Raw genomic sequence first — 13,453 nt, forward strand, 5'->3', positions numbered from 1 at the left:
GCTGCACGAGCTGGAAAGCGCCACCCCGGTGGCCGCCGGTGAAAGCCGCCCTGCCCCGGTGGCCATGGCGCCCCAGAGCCATCCGGTAGTCGATGAGCTGGAAGCGGTGCGCCCGGACGAGCTCACCCCCCGTCAGGCACTCGACCTGCTCTATCGCCTCAAGCAAATGCTGTAACCTGCGACTGCCGATCAGAAAGATAAAAGGGGAACCGCGAGGTTCCCCTTTTCATAACTGCATTCCCTATTCCAACCATTTTGCCGCTAGGCAGCCCGCGCCTCTCTGCCCGCCCGCAGCAGGCTCTGGCGTCCCTGCCAGTAGCCCTGCAGATAGCCGGACTCCAGCTTGAGCTGATCGCGGGTAAAGCGGGAGACCGGAAAACCGGCCGGTGGCGCAATCACCTCAATCTCGCAATCAGCGGGCGGCATTTCAATAAAGTCGAGGGCGCGGTTGTAGGCCACATCCCGTGCCAGCATCGCCTGTGCCAGCGCGGGCTGGGTCTTGAGCAGCGCCTTCACCATCCAGCAGAAGCGGGCCGGCTTCTTGCGATAACCGCGCGGCTCGGAGAGCACCACCGTCATCCGCCGCGCCCCGCGCCGATAGGCCTCGATCACCGGGATGGAGTCACTGATGCCGCCATCCGCCATGAAACGGCCATCGACACAGGGGGTCTCGTGCTGTACCACCGGCAGGGCGCAGGTGGCGGTCAGCACCTCGTCCATGTTGTCGGGGCGCACCGGCAGGTAGACGGCTTCACCGGTCGCCACATCGGTGGTGACCGCATAGAAGGGGATGCGGCAGGCGGAGAAGGTATCGAGATCGAGGGGAAAGCGGTAACGACTGGTACGCCAGAGCCAGCTGACATCCACCAGATCACCCCCCTTGACGAAGCGCAGCGGGTCGAGAAAGTCGCTGCTGCAGGCTAGCTCGGTGATGATGTGATGACTGCGGCGTGGCTGCTCGCTCAGGTAAGAGACCAGATTGGTCGCCCCGGCAGAGACGCCCATGACGAAATCGAACGGGTAGTGGTGACTTTCCACGAAGGCATCGAGCACGCCACTGGCGAAGATGCCGCGCATGGCGCCCCCTTCGACAATGAGCGCGTTGGTAGCAGAAGAGAACATGTGAAAGCTCCGTCAGCGGTAACAAATCCGGGGCTCACCCCGATCGGTGATGGACGCCTTCATGTCGGACACCAAGACGCCTGAGCTGGACGGTTCAGGAGCAAGTTCAGCGGGGCTGATAAGCCGGGCAGGAGCCAAACCTGATTACCGTGAAGCGGGTCACAGTATATTCAGTAGACAGCTCATTCATTAAATGAATTTAAATTATACAGATCATGCATTATTGGAATGAAAAAGGTGCGTTTGCGCAGACTAATGACCCACTGGGAGGGCATCCCGGCTCAGGGCAAGCCGGGGCCGAAACGCCCGGTCACCGGATCGTAGTGATAGGCGTCGTAATCAAAGTCGATCCCCTTGAGCAGCGGGTTGGGCAGCTCGAACAGCTGGCGCTGGTGGAGTCTGGCCTGATCGAGGGAGGGTTTGAAGTGGTGCAGCCAGAGTCGCTGCAGCGAGCCATCCTGCCATGCCAGCTTGAGCCCGGCCTGAATGCGCCGGATCCCCGCCTGATTCCCCTTGAAGGTGTAGAAGAGATGGAGAAAGGGGTAGTGCAGAGCGATATGCTGCTCCACGGTGAGGCCGGCCACATCCCGGTGCTGCTCCAGCTCGGTGAAGAGCTCGTTGGCGCCGCGGCAAAATAGGTCGGCCCGCCCGCGGGCCACCAGCTTGAACAGCCGCTCGTAGCTGTCCACCTCCTGCACCTGCAGCCCGGCCGCCCGCAAAATGGCGGCATCCTGCCAGCCACGCCCCTGCACATTCTGGTACTGCTTGAGCTGCTCGAAGCGGGTCACCCCGGCAATCGCCTTCGCCTGCTGCGGGCTGACGAAGCAGATGCGATAGCCGAGGATGCCGAGCTCAACCGAAAAGCGGACATAGTCGAGGGCCTCGCCGCTATCGGGCTGCGGCGTATCGACGGCAAAGAAGTTGGGATAGAGGTTGGTCTGCAGCACCTGTCGCAGCCGGATCCGGTTCATCGGCGGCGCTGCCCGCAACTCGTAGTCACCGAAGCTGTCGCGGGTCTTCTCCAGCGCCAGCTGCAGCAGCTCGCGAAAATAGATGGTGCGCTGATCCCGGTCGCTCTCCGGGCTGATATGGGTAAAGACATCGCTCGCCCGCAGGGGGGTGGCAAGGAGGGAGAAGCTGCACAGCAGCAAGAAGGAAGCGAGGCGATGAAAGGTCATACTGCTCATCCCGGGAATACACGCTCACTAGAGTGTAGCGCCGGGACGAGCAGCCTTGTAAAGGGGAGTTCAGCCTACCAGAATATCCGGCCCAGCAGGGGTGCCAGCAGCACGGTCACCATACCGGCAATCATCATCACCATGCTGGAGACTACCCCCTCTTCGTTGCCCATCTGATAGGCCCTGGCGGTGCCGGCGCCGTGGGCCGAGGCACCAAAGCCGGCCCCCTTGCCGAGGCGACTGCGAATGGCCAGCACGGTGAGCACGCTCTCCCCTACCGCCATGCCGATGACGCCGGTCAGCACCACAAACAGCGCCGTGAGATCGCTCTGACCGCCGATGGCGCGGGTCGCCTCCACCGCAAACGGCGTGGTGATGGAGCGCATAGCCAGACTGCGCTGCAACATGTCGGAGAGATCGAGCCAGCGAGCCAGCAGCACGGTACTGCCCACCGCCATGATGACCGACGCAACCACCCCGACCGACAGCGACAACCAGTGGCGACGAATGAGCTGGCGGTTCTCGTAGACCGGCACCGCGAAGGCGACGGTGGCCGGGCCCAGCAGCCAGAGCAACCAGTGGGATTCCGCCATGTAGTCCTGATAGGGGATGTGGAACAGCAGCACCACGGCCACCAGCAGGGTCGGCGCCAGCAGCAGCGGCATCAGCGGCAGGATGCGTTTTTTGCCGTAGAGCCATTTGCTGGCGTAGTAGAAGAGCAGGGTGAGGGCGAAACAGAGCAGCCCGAGCAGGGTATCAGACATGACGGCGACTCCGACGGGCCAGTTTCAGTTCGAGGCGGTAAACCCGGTCCACCACCAGCGCCGTGGTACCGAGTACCAGGGTGGTGCTCACCAGCAGCACCACCATGATGCGCCACCCCTCTTGCAGCAGCAGCTCCTGATAGTTGACCACCGCCACCACGGCAGGAACGAAGAACAGCAGCATCTCGGCCAGCAGCCAGCGTGCACCGGCACTGAACCACTCGGCCTTGACCACCCCGAGCAGGATGCAGGCCAGCAGCAACAGCATGCCGGTGAGGTTGGCGGGCAGCGGCAGATGGAGGGTTCGAACCGCGGTATCGGCCAACAGCCAGATGGCTGCCAGCAACACAATCTGGAAGGGTGTCTGTAACCAGCGCAGGGCAAGGGATTTCATGATCAAGGGTCTTTCTGTGAACTGGTTCACAGTATAGAGAGAGGCCAAACCTTCCAGAAATGAATTTAAATTATCAATTTCATGCCTTAAAGGCATGAACTACCCCTCTTGCAACGCGCGGCCAAGGTCGCGGCAGAGCTGGCGCAGGGTGGCGTTGTCGAGGCCGGCATAGCCGAGCAGCCACCCCTCCCGATCCGCCTGCCCCAGATAGAAGGGGCGCAAGGGTCGCAATCCCAGACCCTGCCGGTTGGCCATGTTTGTCCAGCGCGCCTCGCCGCCGGGGGGCAACAGCGCGGTGCACTGCAATCCGGCACCGGTGTGGATGGGGGTCAGCTGCGGGCAGTGCTCGGCCAGCTGGGCCAGCAGCAGATCCCGCCGACTGCGGTAGAGCAGCCGCATCTGGCGCAGATGGCTGGCAAAGTAGCCCCTCTGCAGAAACTCGGCGGTCACCGCCTGCAACAGCTGGTTGCTGTGGCCGTCGAACGCGGCGCGCGCGTGGGCAAAGGGCTCCAGCAGCGCCGGTGGCAGCACCAGATAGGCGAGGCGCAGCGAACCGAACAGCACCTTGCTGAAGGTGCCCACATAGATGACCCGGCCGCTGCGATCCAGCCCCTGCAGCGAGGGGAGCGGCCGCTGGTCGTACTGAAACTCGCCGTCGTAGTCATCCTCCAAAATCCATGCCTGCTCCCGCTCGGCGCGGGCCAGCAGCGCCATGCGCCGGGGCAGGCTCATCGCCATGCCGAGGGGATACTGGTGGGAAGGGGTGGTGTAGATGAGGCGCGGCGCCGGATGATCGCCAGACGGGTTAAGCCCCTCCTCATCCACCGGCACCGGGTGGAGGCGCGCCCCGGCGGCCTGCATCGCATTGCGCGCGCCGAGGTAACCCGGATCCTCCAGCCAGACCGTATCACCGGGGTCGAGCAGCAGCTGGGCGGCGAGCTGGATCCCCTGCTGGGAGCTGGTGAGCAGCAATACCTGTTCCGGGTGGCAAACCAGTCCGCGCGACTGCACCAGATAGGCGGCGATGGCCTGACGCAGGGCGGGCAGACCGGCCGGATCGCCATACTGCATCAGGCGTGGCCCATGCCGGCGCCACTGCTGCTGCAACAGCCGCCCCCAAAGCTCGCGGGGAAAGGCGAGCGTGTCGCCCTGACCGCTGGCAAAACTGTGCGGGGTGCCCGTCTCCTCCTGACAGGCGCCGCTGGCGAGGATCGCCGCCCCGCGCTTTGACAAGGGGGCGCCACCGCGCTGGCTGCTGCGTGGTGCGGGCACCACCGCCAGCGCTACGAAGCTACCCACGCCGACCCGGCGGGTCAGGTAGCCCTCCGCCTCCAGCCGGCCATAAGCCTGTTCAACCGTACCGCGCGACAGGGAGAGATCCCGCGCCAGCACCCGGCTCGGCGGCAGGCGGCTACCCTGTGGCAGGTGACCGGCGAGGATGGCATCACGCACCGTGCGCACCAGCCGCTCCTGCACCGGCAGGCTGGCATCGTTCTCGGCAAACAGGGTCGGCAAGGCGCTCATTGGTCTACTCCATCCAGCAGAATTGGTACATCCGTGTGAACCATTATGCCGCTAGAGTGGAGCTCTGCCATCTGACAAGGAGTTAATCATGAGTCACGTTCGTTCCACCGGCCTGCTCTCGCCCGAGCAGGCCGCCCTCTTCTTCGAGGCCCAGCTCGCCTGCCGCACCGATGCCGCCGATCTGGCCGCCGACCTGATGGCGGCAACGGCCGGCATCGTCGTCATCGACACCCGCTCGCCAGCGCACTACGCCGCCGGCCACATTCCCGGGGCCATCTCCCTGCCGCACCGGGAGATGGTGCCCGAGCGGGTGGCCAGGCTCGATCGCGATGCCATCTACGTCTGCTACTGCGACGGCATCGGCTGCAACGGTTCGACTCAGGGAGCCTGCAAGCTGGCGCGCCTCGGTTTTCGGGTCAAGGAGCTGATCGGCGGCCTCCACTGGTGGCAGCGGGATGGCTTTGCGGTCGCGCTCGGCGACGAGCCGGGTCGGCTGACAAACGAGGAGGTGCGCTGTGGCTGCTGAGATCAACGAATTTGGCCAACCGATCGGGCCGCTGGTCGCCGGCTGGGACGGCGCCCGTTTCCCCGAAGCGCAACTACTTGAGGGGTGGGGCTGTCGCTGCGAACCGCTCGATCCGGCCCGCCATGAAGCAAGCCTCTGGCAAGCCTTCGGCGAGGATGACGGGAGCCTCTGGACCTACCTCACCAGTGGCCCCTTCCCGAGCCGCGCCGAGTGGCAGGGATGGCTGGCGCGCATGGCGGCAGGGCGGGATCCCCAGTTCTACGCCATCGTCGATGCCGCCAGCGGCCGCGCCCTCGGGCTCGCCAGCTTTCTGCGCATCGACCCCCTCGCTGGCAGCATCGAGGTGGGCTGGCTCCACTTCGCCCCGGCAATGCGCCGCACCCGGCTCGCCACCGCCGCCATGGCGCTGATGATGGCGCGCGCCTTCGCCCTCGGCTATCGCCGTTACGAGTGGAAGTGCAACGCCCTCAACCTCCCCTCCCGGCAGGCGGCGCTGCGGCTCGGTTTCACCTTCGAGGGGATCTTCCGGCAGGCCCGGGTCGACAAGGATCGCTCGCGCGATACCGCCTGGTTCTCGGTGATCGACAGCGAGTGGCCCGCCCTGCAGGCGACCCTTGGCCGCTGGCTGGACGATGCCAACTTCGACCAGAGCGGGCGCCAGCACCTCTCCCTCTCGGCCCTCACCGCCGCCCTGCGCGGCAACTGAATACATACGGGCGGCCACCGTGGCCGCCCCACGTTTTTCCTGCCATCCGATCGGCCAGCCTGTTTATCCCCTGCCCGCAGCACGCCTCACCCCGTTAGTTGGCTCAGATCCTTCATAAAATGAATTAGAATGAGTCATTTCATGCCATATTGGCATGATTAGAGCCCTTGTTATCCCGGGAGAGCCCATGGATATTCGCGCCCTGCGCTACTTTGTCGAACTGGTTCGGGAGCAGAGCTTCACCCGCGCCTCGGAGAAGCTGTTCGTCACCCAGCCCACCATCAGCAAGATGATCCGCAATATCGAGGAGGAGCTGGGCCAGCCCCTGCTCAACCGGGAGGGGCGTCGCTTTACCTTGACCGACAGCGGGCAGGTGCTGTTCCAGCGGGCCCAGACCATTCTGGCCGAGATGCAGCAGCTGGAGGCGGAGCTGGCGGATCTGCAGAGCCTGCAGCATGGCCGCCTCACCCTCGGTATCCCTCCCATGGTGGGTCACCTCTACGCTGATCTCATCCGCGCCTACCGCACCCGCTACCCCAAGGTGGAGCTGACGCTGGTGGAGTATGGCGGCCGCCTGATCGAACAGGCGGTGCTGGAGGGGGAGCTGGATCTCGCCATCACCATGCTGCCCACCAAAGAGGAGGGGCCGCTGAGCGCCCTCGATCTCGATCGCTATCCCATTCAGGTGGTGCTGCCGGATCAGCCGCGCTGGCGCGGCGATGCGCCGCTGCGGATGGAAGCGCTGCAGGAGGAGCCCTTCCTGCTCTATACCCAGGCCTTCACTCTGAGCGAACGGCTGGAGCAGGCATGCCGCGGGGCGGGCTTTGTGCCACAGGTAGCGGCGCGCAGCAGTCAGTGGGATTTTCTCACCGCCATGGTGCGCAGCGGCATGGGGGTCGCCTTCCTGCCCGAGCCGGTCTGCAACCGGCTCAATCCGGAAGGGCTGGTACTGCGGCCGCTGGAGCCCGAGCTGAGCTGGCGACTCGGGGTGATCTGGCCCCGCGAGCGCTATCTGTCGCGCACCGCCGAAGCCTGGCTGGAGCTCTGCCGCAAGTGGCGGGAGCCTCACTGATCGCCGAAGCGATCGGTGAGCGGATTGTAGAAATAGGGACGGTAATCGAAGCTGATCCCCTTGAGGAAGGGGTTCTCCAGCTTGATCAGCCGCCGCTGCTGGGGGTGGGCAAAGGCAATGGCCGGGCCGAAGCTCTTGCGCCACAGTGCCTGCAGCGAGCCATCCTGCCAGGCGATTTGCAGCCCCTGCTCGACCCGCCTGAGCGCCTCGCGGTTGTTGGCGTTGGTATAGAAAACCCGGGGCAGCGGGTAGTAGATCATCAGGGCATCATCGACCTTGAGCCCCTCCACCTCGTCGTGGGTGAGCTGTTCGCTGCGCAGTTCGCTCACCCCGCGGCAGAAGAGATCGAAACGGCCGCGCGCCACCATCTTGAACAGCTTCTCGTAGCCATCCACCTCCATCACCTCCAGCCCGGCGTGGCGCAGGATATCCACATCGAGCCACCCCTTGCCCTGACCGAAGGTGAAGCGGCGCAAGCCAGCAAGATCGGTCACCTCCCTGACTGCCGCCTGCTGCTGCGGGCTGACAAAACAGATGCGGTAGCTGACGATCCCCAGATGCACCGGAAAGGGGACATAGGCCAGCTCCTGGCCATCGCGGGTGCTGCTGTAACTGTCCATGGCAAAGAGATTGGGGAAGCTGTCGAGCTGCATGCTGAGCCGTGCCCGCGCCTTGGTCATGGGGGGCGCAGCCTCCATCACATAGTCGCCAAACTGGTCGCGCGTCTTGTCGAGGGCGAGGCGCAGTAGCTCCCGATCGTAGGTGGTGCGCGGATCCCGCTCGCTCTCGGGGCTGATGTAGGTAAAGCGGGTCACCGCCTCGACCGTCAGCGGGAGCAGCGCAAACAGACTGGCCACCAGCAGCACCAGCCACCATCCTGCAAACCGCTCTGCCGTCCCATGGCTTATCACTCTCATCCCTAGTCCCCTGCCCGGTGGGTCTGTCTGAAACTGGCCACATAGTGCTGATAGGTGGGCGAGTTGCGCACCGCCTCGATGGCATCCCACACCTGCTGACTCTCGTTTGGATGGCTCTGGCGGAAGGTGTGGGAGAAGACCAGATAGTAGGGCTTCTCCACCAGCACCGGCGCCAGCCGCTCGATCTGCCCTTGCAGGTCGGGGTGAGCCGCCAGCAGACTGTCGGCCACTTCGGTCTGCAAGGCGGTGGCGGCGGCCCGATCCATCACCAGCTTTTTCAATATGATGAGCGGATCCCGGCTGGAGTCATCCACCTCGACTCCCGCCCCCTGCAGGAACTCGACGATGGAGAAACCGGACTGGGCCGCCACTATCCCCTTGACCCTGAGGGTGGTGCCATCCCACTGGCTCTTGCCCCCCTTTAGCTGATAGAGGCTGTAGCTTTCGATGAGCAAGCGCTTGTCGGGATCCGGCTTGTCACCGCGCATCGGGTAACTGCCTATCTTGCTCGCCCGCTCCGCGCTATAGCTCATCTTGAAGGCGGCATCCATCTGGCCGCTGCTCACCAGCGAGAGACAGCGCTTCCAGGGGAGTGGAGTCATCAGGATTTCGATGCCAAGGCGCTCTGCCACCAGCTTGAGGTGATACTGAACGATCCCCTCCCCCGACTGCAGCAGCCAGGGGTAAGAGTCGCTGTTTTCAAAACAGGAGTGCAGGGTAAAGGCAGGGGTAGCACTACCCGTGGCGGGGAGAAGCAGCACAGCGCACAGCAGGGATCTGACAGATGCTCGCATGGGGCCATATCCTTGGCAGCCAGTCTCCTTCCACTATACCAGCCAGCCCGCTACCGTGCCGTGGCGGCAGCGTCAGGCCGTGCGGGGCATCACTCTTCGTCGCTGACTCTTCACCGATTACTCTTCGCCGATTGGAGCGGCAATCCACTTCATAAGAGTGATCATATCCTGCGGGGCCACGCCGACCGAGAGGCCGCGCTTGCCGCCGCTCACCAGAATCTCGTCAAATTGCATGGCCGACTCGTCGAGCACGGTGGGCAGCAGCTTCTTCTGGGCCAGCGGGCTGATGCCGCCCACCTTGTAGCCGGTCAGCTTCTCCGCTTCCGCCGGTTTCATCATCTCCACCTTCTTGAGGCCGGTCGCCTTGGCCAGCTGCTTCAGGCTGCACATGCCGGATGAGGGCACGATGGCCACCACCGCCTGTTTGTCGTGGTGGGCGATCAGGGTCTTGAATACCTGTGCCTCCGGCAGCCCGAGCTGGGTCGCGGCATGCTTGCCGAAATCGTCGTGGGCTTCGCACTCGTAGGGGTAGAGCTTGTGGGGGATCTTGAGCTTCTTCAGCAGGTTGATGGCAGGAGTCATGATGGTTGCCTTGAATCGAATTGCATAAAAACAAGGCCAAACAGTCTGCGCCTGCGTGAAGGAGGATGCAAGTTGGAGGGGGTGCTTTACAGCAGCTATATTCACACATCTATAAATTTGATGTTGTTTTTCTCTTTAACTGCCTTAAAAACTCTTGTTTCAGGTGAATAGTCAGCCAGTATCCGCTTTATTAAACGCACGTGATCACTAGAAGACTTTAAACCGAACCTAACGGCAACTAAAGCTTCTCTTGGTAATGCGACAGAACCATTTTTCGTGAAAATAATTCGCCCCTCATGCTCATAACCCCATGGTGTTGTTTTCATAGTTAAGTAGTCTTCCAAAAGTGCTATAACAAACTCTCTCTCATTATTAAAATCGTTACCAAGACAATTGATGGATAATTCAGGCTTATAATTAACGGACCTACACATCACAAGTGGGTTTTCAGCATTATCACCTATCCAGTTATTACTAATATACTCCTCACCCACTGAATACTCGAGACAAACCCCTTTGTGTTCATCCGCATAGTGAGTCCACATCAAGATATTCTCTATTGCCTTATGAGAGGCATCATCCTGAGTAAAAGAGACCACACCACAGGACGATAAAGCATTTCGCCAGTTATCAATGAAGGCTGGATTATTAAGAGCCGCTTGAAGAATAGCATTTGCATGATTCATTTCATTTAATGTGGCTTTTTTAAGCTCAAATTCAAAGTCGATTTGACAATCAAATGGATCATTTAAACTTTCTGGTTTTGCTGCATATATGGAACTATTGATTATAGAATCTAATAACCACATATTTATCGATTTGAATTTAAAGAAGTTTAATGACGAATTCATTTGTCCACCAGCAGATAATCCTAAATGTAATCAAAGTAACATATATAAGTTTGCCAACCAACTACAGTAGGGTGCAATGAACGAAGTGAATTGCACCGCTTGCCATATAAAACGCAGGATAACTCCATGCAAAACACATTTTCGAGTGGTGCAATGCGCTGCGCTTATTGCCCCCTACGAAATGCTGCCTCACATCAAGACGGGGTTCCCATCTGTCCAAATTCTTCCGGACAACAAACACAAAGGGCGCCTTGTCGGCGCCCTTTGGCTTGATGGATATTGCTGAAGCCTGCTGGCTTCGGCTGGCTATCAACCTGTGTTGCGCATACCTGCGGCGATACCGGCGATGGTGACCATCAGCGCCTTGTCGAGCTCGGGGTGCAGGGTCTCCGGGTGGTTGCGGGAGCGGTTGAGCAGCTCGGCCTGCAGCACGTTGAGCGGGTCAGTGTAGGGATTGCGCAGCTTGATGGACTCCTTGATCCACGGCTGATCCTCCAGCAGATCCCCGCGCGGGCTCAGTTTCAGCACCACCTCGATGGATTCGGCAAGCTCCTGACGCAGCTGTTTGCCAAGGCCCCACAGCTCCTGCGGCACCAGACGGGTGTCGTAGTACTCGGCGAGCCAGACGTCCGCCTTGAGGAACACCATCTCCAGCATCTCGAGGCGGGTGCGGAAGAAGGGCCACTGGGCGCTCATCTCCTCCAGCACGGCCAGCTTGCCATCGTCGATCGCCTGTTGCAGCGCCTTGTGGGCACCGAGCCAGGCAGGCAGCATCAGGCGGTTCTGGGTCCAGGCGAAGATCCACGGAATGGCGCGCAGGCTCTCGACGCCGCCGTTGGGCTTGCGCTTGGAGGGACGGGAGCCGAGCGGCAGTTTGCCAAGCTCCATCTCCGGGGTGGCGGCGCGGAAGTAGGGCACGAAGTCCGGATGGCCGCGCACTATGCTGCGGTAGTGATCGCAGGAGACGGTCGCCAGCTGCTCCACCACTTCACGCCAGCACGCTTTCGGCTTGGGCGGCGGCAGCAGGTTGCCTTCCAGCACGGCACTGGTGTAGAGCTCGAGGCTCTTGATCGCCACTTTCGGCAGACCGAACTTGAAGCGGATCATCTCGCCCTGTTCGGTAACCCGCAGGCCACCGCGCAGGGATCCCGGCGGTTGCGACAGGATGGCCTGCTGGGCCGGCGCACCGCCACGACCGACGGTACCGCCACGACCATGGAACAGGGTGAGGCGCAGATTGTTGGCCTCGGCCAGCGCCACCAGAGACTCCATGGCAGCATACTGGGCCCAGCCGGCGGCCATCATGCCCGCATCCTTGGCGGAGTCGGAGTAGCCAATCATCACGTACTGACGGCCCTGGATGTAGCCGCGATACCAGTCCACCGACAGCAGGCGCTCCATCACGGCGGTGCCCGCCATCAGGTCTTCCTGGGTCTCGAACAGCGGGGCGACCGGCATGCGGAACTTGCAGCCCGCCTCTTTCAGCAACAGCTGCACCGCCAGCACGTCGGATGGCGCACCAGCCATGGAGATGATGTAGATACCGAACGCATCGGGATCATGCTGTGCAATCACCCGGCAGGTTTCGATGGTTTCGCGGGTCTCGTCGCTCGGCTCCCAGTCATTCGGGATAAGCGGGCGGCGGGAGTTGAGTTCGTTGAGCAGGAAAGCCTGCTTGTCATCCTCGCTCCACTCGGCGTAATCCCCCAGCCCCAGATAGCGGGTCAGCTCGGAGAAGACCTGGCCGTGGCGCTCGCCATCCTGACGGATATCGAGCTTGACCAGATGGATGCCGAAGCAGGCGATCTTGCGCAGCACATCCAGCAGCATGCCGTCGGCGATATTGCCCATACCGCAGGCGTGCAGGGAGTGGTAGCAGAGCTCCAGCGGCTCGCGCAGCTGGGCGGTGGTCTTGACCAGATCCCGGCTCTCGCTCGCCTGCCCCTGCACCTTGGCGGTCAGGTACTCCTGAGTTTCGCGCAGTTGTTCGCGCAGCTCGCGCACCAGCGCGCGGTAGGGCTCGGGGTGATCGCCAACCCGCTCGCGCACGGCGTCGGTACAGTCGGACATGGAGAGCTCGGAAGTGAGCTCGCGGATGTCCTTGTAGAAGAGGCTCACCGCCATCCAGCGGCCCAGCTCCAGCACTTCGGCAGTCACCTTGGCGGTGACGAAGGGGTTGCCGTCACGGTCACCGCCCATCCAGGAGGTGAACTTGACCGGCGCGGCATCCAGCGGCAGCCGCACACCCAGATGGTGTTGCAGACGCTCGTCCAGATTGCGCATGAATTCGGGAATGGCTGGCCACAGGCTGTTCTCCACCACCGCAAAGCCCCACTTGGCCTCGTCCACCGGAGTCGGGCGCTGTTCGCGGATCTCGTTGGTGTGCCACGCCTGATTGATGAGCTGCTCGATGCGATTGAGGATCTTGTCCCGCTCGCGGGGCAGCAGGTCGGAGAGTTCCAGCGCTTCGAGACAGTCGTTGAGCTGCACATGCTTGTGGATCAGGGTACGACGGGTCACTTCGGTCGGGTGAGCGGTCAGCACCAGATCGATATCCAGCTCGCGCACGGCCTGAATGATGGCCTCTTGCGACAGGTTGGAGGCTTTCAGCTTGTCGAACATCTGCTCCAGCGGATCCGGAGTGCAGACCTGCTCTTCGCAGCGACGGGAGATGGTGTGGAACTGTTCGGCCACGTTGGCCAGATTGAGGAACTGGCTGAAGGCGCGGGCCACCGGCAGCAGCTCGTCGTCGCTCAGGGTGCGCAGGGTATCGAGCAGACGTTCCCGGTCTGCCTCATTGCCTTTGCGGGAAGATTTGGCCAGTTGGCGAATGGTTTCGATCTTGTCGAGGAAGGCCTGACCCTGATGGTCCTTGATGGACTTGCCCAGCAGCTGACCCAGCATGCCTACGTTGGCGCGTAGTGCGGCGTACTTTTCGTTCATTCCACATCCTTATCTTGTTGGTGCCTTACACCCATCCGGGGTGCGAGACGACCTCACTTATTGTTGTGCGATTACAACAT

General features: G+C 62.0%; 13 protein-coding genes. 3 read left to right on the forward strand and 10 right to left on the reverse strand.

Annotated features, from left to right (window positions below; genetic code table 11):
• Nucleotides 1–261 precede the first annotated feature (261 nt).
• The 5 genes from AACS24_RS12055 to pdxR form a co-directional block, all read right to left on the reverse strand.
• The gene (locus AACS24_RS12055; RefSeq protein ID WP_108570816.1) at nucleotides 262–1,122 is read right to left on the reverse strand and encodes a patatin-like phospholipase family protein; all 861 of its coding nucleotides are present in this window, start codon (nucleotides 1,120–1,122) and stop codon (nucleotides 262–264) included.
• A gap of 281 nt (nucleotides 1,123–1,403) precedes the next feature.
• Complete coding sequence (locus tag AACS24_RS12060) at nucleotides 1,404–2,300, reverse strand: hypothetical protein (RefSeq protein WP_108570817.1); 897 nt, start codon at nucleotides 2,298–2,300, stop codon at nucleotides 1,404–1,406.
• Between the two features lie 74 nt (nucleotides 2,301–2,374).
• On the reverse strand, nucleotides 2,375–3,064 hold the full coding sequence (locus AACS24_RS12065) for an LrgB family protein (RefSeq protein ID WP_108570818.1): 690 nt from the start codon (nucleotides 3,062–3,064) through the stop codon (nucleotides 2,375–2,377).
• A complete protein-coding gene (locus AACS24_RS12070; RefSeq protein WP_041210812.1) occupies nucleotides 3,057–3,458 on the reverse strand; it encodes a CidA/LrgA family protein in 402 nt (133 codons plus the stop codon). The genes AACS24_RS12065 and AACS24_RS12070 overlap by 8 nt, the downstream gene beginning before the upstream one ends.
• 99 nt (nucleotides 3,459–3,557) lie before the next feature.
• Nucleotides 3,558–4,982 (reverse strand): MocR-like pyridoxine biosynthesis transcription factor PdxR, encoded by a 1,425-nt coding sequence (gene pdxR / locus AACS24_RS12075; RefSeq protein WP_108570819.1) that lies wholly within the window; start codon nucleotides 4,980–4,982, stop codon nucleotides 3,558–3,560.
• 88 nt (nucleotides 4,983–5,070) lie between these two features.
• Here pdxR and AACS24_RS12080 point away from each other — a divergent pair, with 88 nt between their 5' ends.
• The 3 genes from AACS24_RS12080 (at nucleotide 5,071) to AACS24_RS12090 (ending at nucleotide 7,286) form a co-directional block, all read left to right on the forward strand.
• A complete protein-coding gene (locus AACS24_RS12080; protein WP_108570820.1) occupies nucleotides 5,071–5,508 on the forward strand; it encodes a rhodanese-like domain-containing protein in 438 nt (145 codons plus the stop codon).
• Nucleotides 5,498–6,214: a GNAT family N-acetyltransferase gene (locus AACS24_RS12085; RefSeq protein WP_108570821.1), complete on the forward strand. Its 717-nt coding sequence runs from the start codon at nucleotides 5,498–5,500 to the stop codon at nucleotides 6,212–6,214. Before AACS24_RS12080 ends, AACS24_RS12085 begins: the two co-directional genes overlap by 11 nt.
• 187 nt (nucleotides 6,215–6,401) lie before the next feature.
• A complete protein-coding gene (locus AACS24_RS12090) occupies nucleotides 6,402–7,286 on the forward strand; it encodes a LysR family transcriptional regulator (protein WP_033115919.1) in 885 nt (294 codons plus the stop codon).
• Here AACS24_RS12090 and AACS24_RS12095 read toward each other — a convergent pair.
• The 5 genes from AACS24_RS12095 to ppc form a co-directional block, all read right to left on the reverse strand.
• On the reverse strand, nucleotides 7,280–8,203 hold the full coding sequence (locus AACS24_RS12095; protein ID WP_108570822.1) for a hypothetical protein: 924 nt from the start codon (nucleotides 8,201–8,203) through the stop codon (nucleotides 7,280–7,282). The two genes, AACS24_RS12090 and AACS24_RS12095, sit on opposite strands and share 7 nt — an antisense overlap.
• A 2-nt stretch (nucleotides 8,204–8,205) precedes the next feature.
• Nucleotides 8,206–8,997, reverse strand: coding sequence for a substrate-binding periplasmic protein (locus AACS24_RS12100; protein ID WP_108570823.1), 792 nt, complete (start codon nucleotides 8,995–8,997; stop codon nucleotides 8,206–8,208).
• 117 nt (nucleotides 8,998–9,114) lie between these two features.
• Nucleotides 9,115–9,579, reverse strand: coding sequence for a Cys-tRNA(Pro) deacylase (gene ybaK, locus AACS24_RS12105; protein WP_108570824.1), 465 nt, complete (start codon nucleotides 9,577–9,579; stop codon nucleotides 9,115–9,117).
• 101 nt (nucleotides 9,580–9,680) lie between these two features.
• Nucleotides 9,681–10,388 carry a DUF2971 domain-containing protein gene (locus tag AACS24_RS12110; protein WP_181364161.1) on the reverse strand — a complete coding sequence of 236 codons (708 nt, stop codon included), beginning with the start codon at nucleotides 10,386–10,388 and terminating at the stop codon, nucleotides 9,681–9,683.
• Between the two features lie 351 nt (nucleotides 10,389–10,739).
• Nucleotides 10,740–13,373, reverse strand: a complete 2,634-nt coding sequence (gene ppc / locus AACS24_RS12115) for a phosphoenolpyruvate carboxylase (protein ID WP_043851572.1) — start codon at nucleotides 13,371–13,373, stop codon at nucleotides 10,740–10,742.
• Between the last annotated feature and the right edge of the window lie 80 nt (nucleotides 13,374–13,453).

It is taken from the genome of Aeromonas sp. HMWF016 (assembly GCF_963878195.1).
In the GTDB taxonomy this organism is placed as follows: domain Bacteria; phylum Pseudomonadota; class Gammaproteobacteria; order Enterobacterales; family Aeromonadaceae; genus Aeromonas; species Aeromonas lacus.

Excerpts from the sequence above, each read along its gene's own strand:
- AACS24_RS12055 (WP_108570816.1), bottom strand. The coding sequence starts at position 1,122 with ATGTTCTCTTCTGCTACCAACGCGCTCATTGTCGAAGGGGGCGCCATG.
- AACS24_RS12060 (WP_108570817.1), bottom strand. The coding sequence starts at position 2,300 with ATGACCTTTCATCGCCTCGCTTCCTTCTTGCTGCTGTGCAGCTTCTCC.
- AACS24_RS12065 (WP_108570818.1), bottom strand. The coding sequence starts at position 3,064 with ATGTCTGATACCCTGCTCGGGCTGCTCTGTTTCGCCCTCACCCTGCTC.
- AACS24_RS12070 (WP_041210812.1), bottom strand. The coding sequence starts at position 3,458 with ATGAAATCCCTTGCCCTGCGCTGGTTACAGACACCCTTCCAGATTGTG.
- pdxR (WP_108570819.1), bottom strand. The coding sequence starts at position 4,982 with ATGAGCGCCTTGCCGACCCTGTTTGCCGAGAACGATGCCAGCCTGCCG.
- AACS24_RS12080 (WP_108570820.1), top strand. The coding sequence starts at position 5,071 with ATGAGTCACGTTCGTTCCACCGGCCTGCTCTCGCCCGAGCAGGCCGCC.
- AACS24_RS12090 (WP_033115919.1), top strand. The coding sequence starts at position 6,402 with ATGGATATTCGCGCCCTGCGCTACTTTGTCGAACTGGTTCGGGAGCAG.
- AACS24_RS12095 (WP_108570822.1), bottom strand. The coding sequence starts at position 8,203 with ATGAGAGTGATAAGCCATGGGACGGCAGAGCGGTTTGCAGGATGGTGG.
- AACS24_RS12100 (WP_108570823.1), bottom strand. The coding sequence starts at position 8,997 with ATGCGAGCATCTGTCAGATCCCTGCTGTGCGCTGTGCTGCTTCTCCCC.
- ybaK (WP_108570824.1), bottom strand. The coding sequence starts at position 9,579 with ATGACTCCTGCCATCAACCTGCTGAAGAAGCTCAAGATCCCCCACAAG.
- AACS24_RS12110 (WP_181364161.1), bottom strand. The coding sequence starts at position 10,388 with ATGTGGTTATTAGATTCTATAATCAATAGTTCCATATATGCAGCAAAA.
- ppc (WP_043851572.1), bottom strand. The coding sequence starts at position 13,373 with ATGAACGAAAAGTACGCCGCACTACGCGCCAACGTAGGCATGCTGGGT.